Source organism: Neobacillus sp. DY30 (genome assembly GCF_030123065.1).
Taxonomy (GTDB): Bacteria; Bacillota; Bacilli; order Bacillales; family Cytobacillaceae; genus Neobacillus.
The window spans coordinates 4,498,615-4,512,774 of record NZ_CP126093.1 but is presented as its reverse complement, the minus strand read 5'-3'; the positions used below and the strand labels follow the sequence as shown (position 1 = coordinate 4,512,774).

The window sequence follows — 14,160 nt, the reverse complement described above, 5'->3', positions numbered from 1 at the left end:
AAAGAATAATGATGAAAAATGAAAAAGGTTTTACACTCGTAGAAATGATGATTGTTATGCTGGTGATCTCTGTTTTATTAATTGTTACAATTCCAAACGTGGCCAGACATAATACCAATATAAACAACAAAGGCTGTGAGGCTTTTGTGAAAATGGTACAAGCACAAGTGCAGTCATATATTATGGAAAAAAATAAGGTGCCAACAATGGAAAATCTACTATCAGATGGATATCTTGCCGAAGATACGGGTTGTCCAAATGGAACGAAGAATGTGAAAATTGACTCAGAAGGAAAAGTAACCGCAGTACCAACAACGTAAATGCTTTACAATCAAAGGGGATTTACACTAATTGAATCGTTGATAGTTCTCTCCATCTTTCTAATCATCTCCTCGATAACAGTCTTTAGCATAAAGCCTCAATACTATTCAACTTCTGATAAGGCCTTTATATCCCAATTAAAAGCAGATTTATATTATGGTCAACAATACGCTATTGCCAATCAGATGGAAGTGAAAGTTGTCTTCTATGAACATGAGCACAAGTACAAAATTGGTACAAGCAGTATTTCGTTGGTGGAGAGAAATCATTCTTCAACCATTCGTGTTACCCAAGGGTCGATTCAATTAATCTTCAAATTCAATCCAAATGGGAATGTAGACAGATTCGGCACATTATTTATTCGGACACAACAAAAGGATTACCGATTAACTCTTTTGATTGGAAAGGGACGGTTTTATGTTACGGAAGAGTGATGGATTTTTTTTACTAGAACTCTTATTATCACTTTCTGCATGGTTTATGATGGGCATGTTTTTTATGCCATTATTAATGGATTTATTCAAACAACCTCAACAGCATATTAGGGATAAAATGGCTGAACAGTTTTTATTTGAAGAACTCCAAGCAAATTTAACAGAGGATAGAACAAATTCGAATTATTCTATATTTCATAATGGAACTGAATATAAGGTTAATTGGAATTATTCGTCAGGCTATAGAGGGAAGGTGGTGTGTGTAACCGTTGTTGAAACGTCCTTCCTTCCCAAAACAGAGATTTGTAAAGTGCCAGAATGAAAACGCCTTTACACTAATTGAAGTGCTTTTTGCCTTTTCAATTTTTATAACCATTGTATTTTTCATGATTCCTATTCTTCAAATCGTTTTATACAACAAAGATTCGAGTGTAAGGCTTCAGGAGATGGAGTGGGATGTATTTTGCAGCCAAATTAAAAAAGAAATTCGAATAAGCTCAAAAGCCGAGGTGGTATCAGGGAGATTGGTGTTAACGAATAATAATGAGACGATTACCTACGAGAAATATGGGAGTAACATAAGAAGGCGTGTGAATTCCTTGGGGCATGAGACGTTGCTGCAAAATGTATTATCCGTTACTTTTACCAGGATAAATAATTCCGTGAAGATTAAGGTAAAAGATGTCTGGGGAAAAGAATATATTGTAATGGTGTTTCCTTATATTCAATGGTTTCCAAACGGATGAAGAATAATGAACTGGGATTTACATACCCATTAACATTAGCTGTGCTAATCCTATTTCTTTTACTTTTCTCTTTTCGTGTAGAACAACTGTTAACCGAAAGGAAGCTTGCTTATGAAACAAACCTAATTTTGCAAGAGGAGTATTATTTTCATTCATCGGTTAAAAAAGTAGAAGAAATCATGAAATCAGGTGGTGTCATTCCACCCAAAGGTACTTTTTCTTATTTAAACGGCAGCATGGAATTTCAAGCGGAACTTCCAGTTGGAACTATTCAAAAAATCAACTTCACTCTGAGAATGCATACAGGTGTAACGATAGTAGGACGCGGCTTTTTCGATATCTCTTCAAATAAAATGATAAAGTGGACTGAAATTTATTAAGTAGGAAAGTTGTTTGAAAAATTAAAACATGGACATACTTTTAGTGAAGAATAAAGGCAGGTGAGTCCATGAAAACGAATGATTATGTAAAATATATGACTCAAACTCTTGTTAAATATGCGGACCAGCCGAAAGATGAACGAAAACGGCTCCGCGAGGAACGTAAACAAACAAGAGCGTCCTTTTGGTATCGTTGGTTCGGGATTCTTCCCTATATATTTTATATTGAAATTAAGAACAGAAGAAGAAAAGAGTAAAGGAGCAGGCATAAGCCTGCTTCTTTACTCTTTTATACAGCATTATCAGTTAAATAAAATAATCCTCCATTAATAAATGAAATGTTTATTTTAGGTTCATATTGGTCTTGTAATGCCTTTTTCTCCGTTTCATAACTTTCATTTTCTTCTTCTGCATCCTCATAAAAATGATCCAAAAGACGTAAATCTTGCTCCCAGCGTTTCCGGGCATCCTCTGCCCAAGCATGATCATCTTCATTAATCACAGCTTTCAAATAGTTTTCGATACGGGACATTCCGCTTTTTGGCTTAACAAGTGGTGAAAGTGTAAACGAATAATCCGGTATTTTCGGTGTCAATTGAACATTCTGTAGTCTTTCATGAAAATCCTCAATCATTTGTCCATTAATGAGCTGCAGACCGATTGATTTATAAATGTCCCGCTTACGGTCGCATTGATACGAAATTTTAACATTCATACAAAGCCAAGGCATTAATGGAGTTTGTTGTTGGCCATTACGGTGATTCTCATAAAGCCTGATGTAGCTGGCCAGCTTTTTGGTTGATTGAAAAATTTGGTGCAAACGAGGAGAACCAAAATGAACTGTTTCTCCCTTAATATGTTCCGGTGCGATCTGTGGGTTGGTAATAAAAGTAAGTTTCATTGGATTAGCTATCCCGCCGGTTTTTTCTAAATAATGCCAATAAAAAGGACGATTCATTAATTCCTTATCAAGCTCAATTGTTAATTGAACAGTTAAGTAGCCTGGGCCATTTTCTGTTATTTCACATTCATTTGCCTGAAAATAGCGTATAAGAAAGTTATGAATTTCCAGCTGCTGCATGTGAATCCTCCTTCTGCATATCTTTAGCCAAATCAATCATTGATGTAAGATTTTCCATCTTAATTCTCATTTCACCCTCGGAGCAAGATTGTCCGAATATATCAATTAAATGATCTTCAATATTTCCAAAGTCCAACTTCGTTAAAATATCGTCTAAGTCACCTATTACCTTTTCAAATAGTTCAATTTTTTCATATAGAAGTTTTAATATATGTTCTTCCACTGTGTTCTGGATTGCAAAATTATAGATCATAACGTCCTTTTCCTGACCAAGACGATGGATCCTCCCAATTCTTTGCTCCAATCTCATAGGATTCCACGGTAAATCGAAATTAATAATATGATTACAGAATTGAAGGTTAATTCCCTCGCCGCCAGCTTCAGTCGCGATGAGCACCTGTGCATGCTTTTGAAAGAGCTCACGCATCCAGTCTTTTTTACCTCGTTTAAAGCCCCCGCGGAATGGCACGGATGATATCCCGTTTTGCTTTAAATACCACTGCAGATACATTTGTGTTGCTCTGTATTCAGTAAAAATAATCACCTTATCATTTATTTTCTGAATCAACTCCAAAGCCTTTTCTGCCTTTGAGTTGGTTGAAACGGCTTCCACTTTTGAGATTAAATTTTGAATCTGTTCCTCAAATTCTTTCGTTGGGTTTTCTTTTTTCTGCAGCATGTTTTTAAGGGTATAGAAAACTGCCTCTCTGCTGCTGCAAGCTTCCCTCTGTAAGGTCATAACGGAAAATGCACTGGTTTGAACCCAATCACCTTCGCTTTTTAAATCAGTGATAGCTTGGTACAATTCTTTTTCTTGTGGTGTAAATTCAATTGGAATGGTTTCCACATGTCTTTTAGTCCATTCAATACCCGTATCTGCACGCCGGTTACGAATCATTACCTTATTGACCAGCTCTTTTAAATGCTCATTATCATTTAAGGAGCGCGAGTCTCGTTTGTACTTTTCAAAGAATGCTGTTTCACTGCCTAAATGTCCAGGTTTTAATAAGGATACGAGGTTGAAAATTTCCCCGATTCGATTTTGTATCGGTGTAGCAGTTAGAAGCAGACAGAACTTCTTCTTTAGATTTTGAACAAATTCATAGTTTTTTGTCTTATTATTCTTTAGTTTATGTGCTTCATCAATAATGATTAAATCGTAGTCCTGTTTATAGATAATATCTCGGTGCGGATCCCGTTTTGCTGTATCGATTGAAGAAACCACAACATCACATTGTTCCCAAACATAGCTTTTCTTTTGAGAAACAGCAGGTATAAAAAACTTACTGTTCAATTCATAAGCCCATTGAGTTACTAAAGAAGCTGGGACAAGAATGAGAACTTTTTTAACGAGTCCACGAATCATGTATTCTTTTAAAATAAGACCTGCCTCTATTGTTTTTCCAAGCCCCACTTCATCTGCAAGAATGGCCTTTCCATTCATATTCTCTATTACTTGTTTTGCCGTTTCGAGCTGGTGTGGAAGCGGTGTTAAATTAGGTAAATGGTTAGGTGCTTGTAAGCCTTCAAATTCCGGAATAATCAGGTGTTTTTCAACGCCAACTGCCAGTTTGAAAAGATCCCAATTTCCCCATGGTCCGTCGTTCTCAATTCTATGTAAAAATTCATCCTGCCAGGAGGAATCAAATTCTATTTCAACAGTCATGTTTTTCAGCTCCTTAATGCACAAAAATTTATTGCTCACCTTATGCTTTAATGGTAGGATGGTAATAGATTTGAATGTTTTAACTATTTCAATAAAATAAATTTTTTTCAGATGTATATTTTAGTATGACCCGAATGTGAAAATATTATAATGCGGATGATGACAAGGGGAGAGACTACAAATGTAGCGCCGAAGGAGCAAGCACAATGTGTGAATCTCTCAGGCAAAAGAACTCTTGTTTGACGCAGCTCTGGAGAGTGCTGACTAAAAAGAGCAGCCACCAAAGGGGAAAGCCGAGATTAGGTAAACTTTCAGGTGCAAGGACAGAGACCTTCTTTTTTGTTAAAGGGAGGTCTCTGTCCTTTTTTTGTTTTACAGCACTTAGTCCAAAAATTGGAAACAGCGAATGAACAACATCTTATGTCGAAGGGGGATTATTGATGACTGAATTAAAACGCACACCGCTATATGAAGTATATAAGGAATATGGTGGAAAAACGATTGATTTTGGAGGCTGGGAGCTTCCTGTTCAATTCTCAAGCATCAAGGAGGAACATGAAGCAGTCCGTACAAAGGCGGGACTTTTTGATGTTTCTCATATGGGAGAGGTCGAGGTAAAGGGACCTGACAGCTTAAACTACTTGCAAAAGATGTTAACCAATGATATTTCAAAAATTAAAAACGGCGGTGCACAGTACAATGCAATGTGCTATGAAAATGGCGGTACCGTTGATGACCTGCTCGTTTATAAAATAGAAGACAATCATTATTTACTTGTTGTGAATGCTTCAAATATTGAGAAGGATTTTAAGTGGTTAGAAGATCATTTAGATGGTAATGTATCGATCGATAATTTATCTGAAAAAATGGCGCAATTAGCACTTCAGGGTCCGCTTGCTGAAAAAGTACTTCAAAAGCTTGCAGATGATACCGATTTAAGTACAATTGGATTCTTCAAGTTCCAACAAGAAGTAAAAATTAATGGAAAAAATGCTCTAGTCTCACGAACGGGCTATACAGGTGAGGATGGCTTTGAAATATATTGCAATGCATCCGACGCGGTTGAACTGTGGAAGGCGATTTTATCTGCTGGAGAAGAGGATGGAGTTGCTCCATGTGGGCTGGGTTCTCGGGATACACTTCGCTTTGAGGCAACTTTAGCTCTTTATGGTCAAGAATTGTCTCCTGAAATCTCCCCATTAGAAGCGGGTATTGGCTTTGCTGTAAAGTTAAATAAAGAAGCAGATTTTATTGGTAAAGAAGCTCTTAAGCAGCAAAAGGAAAAGGGTGCAGCGAGAAAATTAGCAGGGATTGAAATGATTGACCGTGGTATTCCACGTCATGGTTACCCTGTCTTTAAAGGTGACGAACTTATTGGTGAAGTGACAACCGGAACGCAGTCACCATCATTAAAGAAGAATATTGGACTTGTCCTAATTAAGAATGAATATGCAGGTCTTGATTCAGAAGTTGAGGTTGAGATTCGCGGTAAACGTTTAAAGGCAAAAGTCGTACCAACACCTTTTTATAAACGAGAAAAGTAAACACGAGGGGAGATTAGGTTTATGAAACATCGATATTTACCTATGACTGAAGAAGATAAAAAGGCAATGCTCGAAACAATTGGCGTTAACTCCGTTGATGAGTTATTCAGCGATATTCCTGAAAAAGTTAGATTCAAAGGTGAATACAAAATCAAAGCGGCAAAATCTGAGACTTCTTTGATGAAAGAACTCTTTCAAATGGCATCTCGTAATGCAGATTTAAAAACAAATGTATCCTTTCTGGGAGCAGGTATATATGACCACTACATGCCAGTAATCGTAGACCATGTGATTTCCCGTTCTGAATTTTATACAGCGTATACACCTTATCAGCCAGAAATCTCTCAAGGTGAACTGCAAGCCATTTTTGAATTCCAGACGATGATTTGTGAGTTAACTGGAATGGATGTAGCAAACTCCTCCATGTATGACGGAGGCACCGCATTAGCAGAGGCTGCGATGTTGAGTGCGGGTCATACGAAACGTAAAAAAATTATTGTATCCGGAGCTGTTCACCCAGAGTCAAAGGAAGTCCTAAAAACTTATGCAAAAGGTCAGTATCTTGATGTGATTGAAGTGCCAGTTAATAATGGCATTACAGATATTGAAGCATTAAAGGAATTGGCAAATGAAGAAATTGCAGCTGTAATTGTTCAGTACCCAAATTTCTTCGGAAGAATTGAACCTTTAAAAGAACTTGAAGAAATTATCCATGCTAATAAGTCATTATTCGTTGTTTCAAGCAATCCGCTATCTCTGGGAGTTTTAACACCTCCAGGGAAGTTCGGTGCAGATATAGTTATTGGGGATGCACAGCCGTTTGGAATCCCAACAGCATTTGGCGGACCACACTGCGGTTATTTTGCGGTAACCAATAAGTTAATGCGTAAGGTACCAGGACGTCTTGTCGGTCAGACTCAAGATGATCAAGGACGCCGTGGATTTGTATTAACACTACAAGCTCGTGAACAACACATACGTCGTGATAAAGCGACATCAAATATTTGTTCCAACCAAGCGTTAAATGCTTTAGCAGCATCGGTTGCCATGACAGCCCTTGGTAAAAAAGGCGTACGTGAAATGGCTGCAGCTAACCTGCAAAAGGCACACTACGCAAAAACTGTATTTAAAGAAGCTGGCTTTGATATTGTCTATGATGGACACTCCTTCAATGAATTTGTTGTGAAATTAAACAAACCAGTAAAAGAAATCAATCAAGCCTTGTTACAAAATGGAATTATCGGCGGTTATGATTTAGGACGTGACTATCCGGAGCTTTCCAACCATATGCTTGTTGCTGTAACAGAGCAAAGAACGAAGGAAGAAATTGATACTCTAGTGAAAGAATTGGGGGATTTGCATGCATAACCAAGACCAGGCACTCATTTTTGAATCTAGTACACCAGGAAGAATTGGATACAGCCTCCCTGAAATGGATGTTCCTGAATTAGACCTTAGCAGCCTTCTGCCTGAAGGATACCTGCGCAGCGAGGAGCCAGAGCTTCCGGAGGTTTCAGAGCTTGATATTATGCGTCATTACACTGCTTTATCAAGAAGAAATCATGGTGTTGATTCTGGTTTTTATCCATTAGGATCTTGTACCATGAAATACAATCCAAAAATCAATGAAAACGTAGCTCGTTTTAATGGATTTGCGCATGTTCATCCATTACAGGACGAAAGCTCTGTCCAAGGTGCTCTTGAACTTTTGTATGATTTGCAGGAGCACTTAATTGAAATTACCGGAATGGATGAAGTAACTTTACAGCCAGCTGCTGGTGCTCATGGGGAATGGACGGGGTTAATGATGATTCGTGCTTACCATGAAGCAAATGGGGATCTGAAGCGTACAAAGGTTATCGTTCCAGATTCAGCACATGGAACAAACCCAGCCTCAGCTACCGTTGCAGGTCTTGAAACAATTACGGTTAAATCAAATGAAAATGGTCTAGTTGACCTTGAGGACTTAAGAAGGGTCGTTGGGGAAGATACAGCTGCCTTAATGTTAACCAACCCAAATACGCTTGGACTTTTTGAGGAAAACATTGTGGAAATGGCTGAAATTGTCCACGCAGCCGGCGGTAAGCTTTATTATGATGGTGCAAACTTAAATGCAGTGTTATCAAAAGCTAGACCTGGAGATATGGGATTTGATGTGGTTCACTTGAATCTGCACAAAACTTTTACAGGCCCGCATGGCGGCGGAGGACCTGGTTCAGGCCCTGTTGGCGTAAAAGCAGACCTTATTCCGTTTTTACCAAAGCCTGTGATTACGAAACGCGGAGAAGAGTATGTATTTGATTATGACCGTCCGCAATCAATCGGCCGCGTGAAGCCATACTATGGAAACTTTGGAATCAATGTTCGTGCCTACACTTACATCCGTTCAATGGGTCCTGATGGCTTAAAAGCGGTAACTGAATATGCTGTATTAAATGCAAATTATATGATGAGAAGACTTGCTGAGTATTATGATCTTCCATTTGATAGGCATTGCAAACATGAATTTGTTTTAAGCGGAAGAAGACAGAAAAAATTAGGTGTTCGTACGTTGGATATTGCAAAACGCCTGCTTGATTTTGGCTATCACCCGCCAACCATCTACTTCCCATTAAATGTGGAAGAATGTATCATGATTGAGCCAACTGAAACAGAATCTAAAGAGACATTGGATTCATTCATTGACATCATGATTCAAATTGCCAAAGAGGCAGAGGAGAATCCAGAAATCGTTCAAGAAGCGCCGCATACAACTGTAGTAGGACGTATGGACGAAGCAACCGCTGCCCGTAAACCTATTTTAAAATATCAGAAGGCTTAAAAATTCTGGGTCAGATTCAGGTGGATGAATCTGACCTTTGGTTTGTGGTGAAGGGTATTGTGCCGGTATATTAGGTGGGATGGAAATAGGGGAACAATTAAGAGGGGATTGTGCCGATAAATCAAGTGGGGTGGAAATAGGGGAACAATTAAGAGGATATTGTGCCGATAAATCACGTGGGACGGAAATAGGGGAACAATCAAGAGGTTATTGTGCCGGTAATTCATGCAGGACGAAAATAAGGGAACAATCCAATAATGGTAATATAAAAAGACTTCCCATTATAGGAAGCCCTCATGAATTATTTCTTTGATTTAACTTTACCAGACCATTTTTTGAATCCGCCTTGAAGCTGGGTGAGATCTTTGTAACCCTTACGGTACAAAAATTGTGCCGCCCTGGCGCTGCGCAATCCGTTTTGATCATATAAATAAACAGGTAAATCCGGACGAAGTTCCTTCATTCGCATTCTCATTTGTGAAATTGGAATATTTCTGGCTCCTAAAATATGACCTGCTTCGAATTCGTTCGGTTCACGAACATCGATTAATTGTGCTTTCCGATAACCGGCACGAAATTCCTCTTCCGTTACCGTTTTAACAATCTTTTTTTGATAAAAGTAGGTAAAAACGGAATACGCTGCAATTGCTACGATGATGATTAATAGGACATAAAGTGAATTCAATTTCTATTGCTCCTTTCAAGGGTGTTACACTATGTTTTATTATATAAGTGAATTTAGTAAAGATAAAGAATAAACGACAAAATATTTCATTTGATTGTACCAGAAACTTGATGTTTTGAATTTAATTCAGATTTTGGTAGACTAAAATGCGAGTAAATTACATAAAGATGAGGTTTTTATATGCAAAAAGAGGTTTGGCGTTTTATAGATTCCGGCAATTGTTCTCCATCGTTTAACATGGCGTTGGATGAGGCATTACTTGATTGGCATAGTGAAGGGAAAATTCCCCCTGTTATCCGTTTCTATGGCTGGGAACCAGCCACTCTCTCAATTGGATATTTCCAAAAAGTTGAGAAGGAAATCGACCTAGAGGCAGTAAAAGCCCATGGATTAGGATTCGTTAGAAGACCCACAGGCGGCCGCGGCGTCCTTCATGAACATGAGCTTACATACAGTGTTATTGTTTCAGAAGAACACCCAGAAATGCCTAAAACCGTAACAGAGGCTTATCGTGTTATTTCGGAAGGGATCTTAAAAGGTTTTCATCAGCTGGGATTAGAAGCTTACTTTGCCGTCCCAAGAACTGATGAAGAACGAAGTGCACTTAAGAACCCTCGTTCAGCAGTATGTTTTGATGCGCCAAGCTGGTATGAACTTGTGGTAGAAGGCCGTAAGGTGGCCGGAAGTGCACAAACAAGGCAAAAGGGAGTAATCCTTCAGCATGGTTCCATTTTATTAGATTTAGATGAGGATAAGCTATTTAGTTTATTTAAATATCCTAGTGAAAGAGTAAAGGACAGGATGAGATCTGCTTTTAAAAATAAGGCAGTTGCGATTAATGAAATTAGTCCAAGAAGAATCACATTAGAGGAAGCAAAAGAAGCTTTCTATAAAGGCTTTGCAGAGGGACTGAATATCAAGCTAGAATCCTATCAATTATCCGAAGAAGAACTTGCATACGTCAATAGAATCGCTAAAGAGCGATATGAAAGTGATGAGTGGAACTTCAAAAGATAAATGATCAGGCGCACCCATTTGGGTCCGCCTGTTTTTTTATTGAGTGGTTACTTTTTCTATTTCCTTAACATACCTTTCATACCAGACTTTCCATTCTTCTTTACGTTCAATGGTTCTGCCATCTAGTAACGCTTCAATGACATCTAAACATACATGCCAGCCGGCAAGGTCTCTTGGAGTATGGTCAGTAATTGTATGTATTTTTTCTATTAGGCGCAATAAACACCCATTTGATTCTTCAATCAATTCGAACCGAACGGTATCTTCCCACCAGGAGAATTCCAAAAAAGAATTTACCTTTAAGTCTAAGATAGCAAGCTCATCATATGATCCATCCCCCATATCAAATTTAATGACTCCGCCTTTACGCAATTCCTCTACGCGTAACTCTGAAAACCATTTTGGCAGTTTGTCGTTATCGGTTAAATAAGACCAAACCTCTTCAACCGAATAGTTAAGATGGCGTTCATATGTGGCAGCATAGCCCTTTTCAACTTTGTCAATCTGTGCTATCATCTATTTTTTCCTCCTCTTAATAAACTTTTTTAATAAGTATACCTTTTTTTATATTCTCGATAACACTAATGTCCTTAATTAACGTTGAATTTTTGTGCATTAAAAAATCGCAACCTGCGAAATTTGTTAAATTTTCCTGTTTTATGCCGAAAATTAATAGATATCTTAGCTATTCTCTTATTTTTAGTTTATTTTGAGTTTGACAAAGTCTATAATTTTTGCCTTAAACACAATATGTAGTGGTGTCGAAAATATTTTCGGTACTATATGTTGATTTGTTATAACTACCTATGGTAACTTATTTATATCAAGTCAGCTAGATATAGCAAAACTTACTAGAATCACATACAAGATATAGAATTTTTGAAGGAGTTGTTCTCATGTCTGTAGTTTTTAGACAAAAAATGAATATTGATTTTGAAAGGTTGAATGAGGATATCCACTTATTCCCCCAAGTGCACCCGGTAACCCCAGATATGAAAATAACTCATAAGGGTGTTTCACGACTGGTCATGTTGGACCGCTATACCTTCAAAGATACTGCAAAAATCACCCTAACAAATGGCGACTTTGTTGTTCTCACTATAAAAGAAGATCCAAAATTCCCAGCACGCGGTCTTGGATACATCATGGAGATTGATTGGGAGAGTAAAAAAGCAAAGGTTTTAGTAGAAGAGGAATTTAGAGGTGTCCTAGATGACCCAGAGGAATCATCAACAGGATTGATTTGGCGCTCATTAGATGTGATTGAAAAGCCTCTAGAATTGTTTTATGAGCAAATTGCTAAAAGAAACGCAACCGGTCTTGCTTCTGTTGAAGAAACAGAAGATAAGCGAATTGAGTGGTTTGAAAAGTTCTACAATGAACTAGTTTCAATGAATTTCATTCCAGCGGGCCGTGTTCTTTACGGGGCAGGAGCAGAAACAGATGTAACGTTCTTTAACTGTTATGTAATGCCTTTTGTTCCAGACTCACGTGAAGGTATCTCAGATCACCGTAAACAAGTAATGGAAATCATGAGCCGCGGCGGCGGTGTTGGAACAAATGGGTCAACACTACGTCCTAGAAACACCTTGGCAAGAGGCGTAAATGGTAAATCATCTGGTTCGGTTTCGTGGTTGGATGATATTGCTAAATTAACACACTTAGTTGAGCAAGGCGGGTCCCGCAGGGGTGCTCAGATGATCATGCTTGCGGACTGGCACCCAGATGTAATTGAATTTATTATTTCAAAAATGCAAAACCCTAGAATTCTAAGGTTCTTAATAGAAAATACAAACGATGAAACAATCAAGAAACATGCTAAGGACAAACTAAAATTAACTCCGTTAACTGCCCAAGAGAAAGCCATGTATCAGGGAATTGTTAACTACAAACAAATTCCTGGATTAGGTGGTTTCGGTGAAGATATCATTGCTGAGGCTGAAGAAAAGCTTCAAACTGGCGGTAACTATACAGTTCACAATCCAGAATTCCTTACCGGTGCAAATATTTCTATCTGTTTGACAAAAGAATTTATGGAAGCTGTTGAAAATGATAGTGAGTATGAGCTTCGTTTCCCACATGTGGAAATCTACAATAAAGAGGAAATGAAGATTTACAATGAAGAATGGCATAAAGTTGGAGACGTACGCGAGTGGGAAAAACTTGGTTACAAAGTACGAATTTATAAGAAAATCAAAGCGAAAGAGCTTTGGAACCTTATTAACATTTGCGCAACTTATTCTGCTGAACCAGGAATATTCTTCATCGATAATGCCAACGACATGACAAATGCAAAAGCATATGGACAGCAAGTCGTGGCAACAAATCCTTGTGGAGAGCAGCCTCTCGCACCATTTTCTGTTTGTAACCTTGCAGCGGTTAATCTTGCAGAAATGGCTGATAAAGAAACAAAGTCAGTTGATTTTGAGAAGTTAAAGAAGACTGTAGCAGTAGGCGTTAGAATGCAGGATAACGTTATTAATGCTACGCCATACTTCCTTGAAGAAAATAAAAAACAGGCTCTTGGCGAGCGCCGTGTAGGTCTTGGTGTAATGGGCTTGCATGATATGCTAATCTATTGTGAAACGGTTTATGGCTCAGAAGAAGGTAATAAACTTGTTGATCAAGTTTTTGAAGTAATTGCAACTACTGCATATAAGACATCAGTAGAACTTGCAAAAGAAAAGGGAAGCTTCCCATTCTTAAACGGTGAAACACGCGAAGAAACGCACCGTTTACGCCAAGCATTTATCGAAACAGGGTATATGAAAAAAATGCCTGAAGATGTCCGTCAATCTATATTAGAAAATGGAATAAGAAATTCACATTTGCTAACTGTTGCTCCTACAGGATCAACTGGTACAATGGTTGGGGTTTCCACAGGCCTTGAACCTTATTTCTCATTCTCGTATTTCCGAAGCGGACGTTTAGGGAAATTTATCGAAGTGAAGGCTGATATCGTTCAAGAATACCTTGATAAACACCCGGAAGCAGATCCAGATAATCTTCCAAGTTGGTTTGTTTCAGCGATGGAACTTGCACCTGAAGCACATGCAGATGTTCAATGTGTTATTCAGCGATGGATTGACAGCTCAATCAGTAAAACTGTTAATGCCCCTCAAGGATATAGTGTGGAACAAGTGGAAAAAGTTTACGAACGTCTTTACAAAGGCGGAGCTAAGGGTGGCACAGTCTATGTGGATGGTTCACGTGATTCACAAGTTCTTACCCTAAAAGCAGAAGAAAACGAGATTCCAACATTCACAGAAAAAACGAAGCAGCACGTGGTTCTTGTTGATACCATTAGTGACCTTCGTTCAACAGATGTAACGATTGGCTCTGAAGTTGGAAACACATGTCCTGTCTGCCGCAAAGGAAAAGTTAAAGAAATCGGCGGCTGTAATACATGTTCTAACTGTGGTACACAGCTTAAATGTGGTTTATAAAAAATAATAAAAGAGGATG

The 14,160-nt window shown here is 38.3% G+C and carries 16 protein-coding genes and 1 riboswitch; of the genes, 12 read left to right on the top strand and 4 right to left on the bottom strand.

What is annotated here, in order from left to right; translation table 11 throughout:
• Positions 1–11 precede the first annotated feature (11 nt).
• The 6 genes from comGC to QNH29_RS22260 all read left to right on the top strand — a co-directional run bounded on the left by comGC (position 12) and on the right by QNH29_RS22260 (position 2,138).
• Positions 12–320: a competence type IV pilus major pilin ComGC gene (gene comGC, locus QNH29_RS22285; RefSeq protein WP_283865716.1), complete on the top strand. Its 309-nt coding sequence runs from the start codon at positions 12–14 to the stop codon at positions 318–320.
• Entirely contained in the window at positions 321–755 is a 435-nt protein-coding gene (gene comGD / locus QNH29_RS22280; RefSeq protein WP_283861491.1) for a competence type IV pilus minor pilin ComGD, read from the top strand.
• Entirely contained in the window at positions 739–1,077 is a 339-nt protein-coding gene (locus tag QNH29_RS22275) for a hypothetical protein (RefSeq protein ID WP_283861490.1), read from the top strand. Before comGD ends, QNH29_RS22275 begins: the two co-directional genes overlap by 17 nt.
• Entirely contained in the window at positions 1,025–1,501 is a 477-nt protein-coding gene (gene comGF, locus QNH29_RS22270; RefSeq protein WP_283861489.1) for a competence type IV pilus minor pilin ComGF, read from the top strand. The genes QNH29_RS22275 and comGF overlap by 53 nt, the downstream gene beginning before the upstream one ends.
• Positions 1,498–1,881, top strand: coding sequence for a competence type IV pilus minor pilin ComGG (comGG, locus tag QNH29_RS22265; protein WP_283861488.1), 384 nt, complete (start codon positions 1,498–1,500; stop codon positions 1,879–1,881). Before comGF ends, comGG begins: the two co-directional genes overlap by 4 nt.
• 68 nt (positions 1,882–1,949) lie before the next feature.
• Positions 1,950–2,138 (top strand): YqzE family protein, encoded by a 189-nt coding sequence (locus QNH29_RS22260; protein ID WP_283861487.1) that lies wholly within the window; start codon positions 1,950–1,952, stop codon positions 2,136–2,138.
• A gap of 32 nt (positions 2,139–2,170) precedes the next feature.
• On the opposite strand, the gene QNH29_RS22255 is transcribed toward QNH29_RS22260, so the two are convergent.
• Positions 2,171–2,962 (bottom strand): YqhG family protein, encoded by a 792-nt coding sequence (locus QNH29_RS22255; protein WP_283861486.1) that lies wholly within the window; start codon positions 2,960–2,962, stop codon positions 2,171–2,173.
• On the bottom strand, positions 2,940–4,628 hold the full coding sequence (locus QNH29_RS22250) for a DEAD/DEAH box helicase (RefSeq protein ID WP_283861485.1): 1,689 nt from the start codon (positions 4,626–4,628) through the stop codon (positions 2,940–2,942). The genes QNH29_RS22255 and QNH29_RS22250 overlap by 23 nt, the downstream gene beginning before the upstream one ends.
• 156 nt (positions 4,629–4,784) lie before the next feature.
• Positions 4,785–4,873, top strand: a riboswitch (glycine riboswitch).
• Between the two features lie 195 nt (positions 4,874–5,068).
• Here QNH29_RS22250 and gcvT point away from each other — a divergent pair.
• From gcvT to QNH29_RS22230, 4 genes are all read left to right on the top strand, one after another.
• A complete protein-coding gene (gcvT, locus tag QNH29_RS22245) occupies positions 5,069–6,172 on the top strand; it encodes a glycine cleavage system aminomethyltransferase GcvT (protein WP_283861484.1) in 1,104 nt (367 codons plus the stop codon).
• Positions 6,173–6,193: 21 nt separating this feature from the next.
• Positions 6,194–7,540, top strand: coding sequence for an aminomethyl-transferring glycine dehydrogenase subunit GcvPA (gene gcvPA / locus QNH29_RS22240; protein ID WP_283861483.1), 1,347 nt, complete (start codon positions 6,194–6,196; stop codon positions 7,538–7,540).
• Positions 7,533–8,993 (top strand): aminomethyl-transferring glycine dehydrogenase subunit GcvPB, encoded by a 1,461-nt coding sequence (gene gcvPB, locus QNH29_RS22235; RefSeq protein WP_283861482.1) that lies wholly within the window; start codon positions 7,533–7,535, stop codon positions 8,991–8,993. Before gcvPA ends, gcvPB begins: the two co-directional genes overlap by 8 nt.
• Positions 8,994–9,072: 79 nt before the next feature.
• The gene (locus QNH29_RS22230; RefSeq protein WP_283861481.1) at positions 9,073–9,306 is read left to right on the top strand and encodes a hypothetical protein; all 234 of its coding nucleotides are present in this window, start codon (positions 9,073–9,075) and stop codon (positions 9,304–9,306) included.
• Here QNH29_RS22230 and QNH29_RS22225 read toward each other — a convergent pair.
• Positions 9,295–9,678: a rhodanese-like domain-containing protein gene (locus QNH29_RS22225; protein WP_283861480.1), complete on the bottom strand. Its 384-nt coding sequence runs from the start codon at positions 9,676–9,678 to the stop codon at positions 9,295–9,297. The two genes, QNH29_RS22230 and QNH29_RS22225, sit on opposite strands and share 12 nt — an antisense overlap.
• 180 nt (positions 9,679–9,858) lie before the next feature.
• On the opposite strand from QNH29_RS22225, the gene QNH29_RS22220 reads away from it, so the two are divergent.
• On the top strand, positions 9,859–10,695 hold the full coding sequence (locus tag QNH29_RS22220) for a lipoate--protein ligase family protein (RefSeq protein WP_283861479.1): 837 nt from the start codon (positions 9,859–9,861) through the stop codon (positions 10,693–10,695).
• A 36-nt stretch (positions 10,696–10,731) separates the two neighbouring features.
• On the opposite strand, the gene QNH29_RS22215 is transcribed toward QNH29_RS22220, so the two are convergent.
• Positions 10,732–11,211 carry an SRPBCC family protein gene (locus tag QNH29_RS22215; protein WP_283861478.1) on the bottom strand — a complete coding sequence of 160 codons (480 nt, stop codon included), beginning with the start codon at positions 11,209–11,211 and terminating at the stop codon, positions 10,732–10,734.
• Positions 11,212–11,591: 380 nt separating this feature from the next.
• Here QNH29_RS22215 and QNH29_RS22210 point away from each other — a divergent pair, with 380 nt between their 5' ends.
• Positions 11,592–14,141, top strand: a complete 2,550-nt coding sequence (locus QNH29_RS22210) for a vitamin B12-dependent ribonucleotide reductase (protein WP_283861477.1) — start codon at positions 11,592–11,594, stop codon at positions 14,139–14,141.
• Positions 14,142–14,160 lie beyond the last annotated feature (19 nt).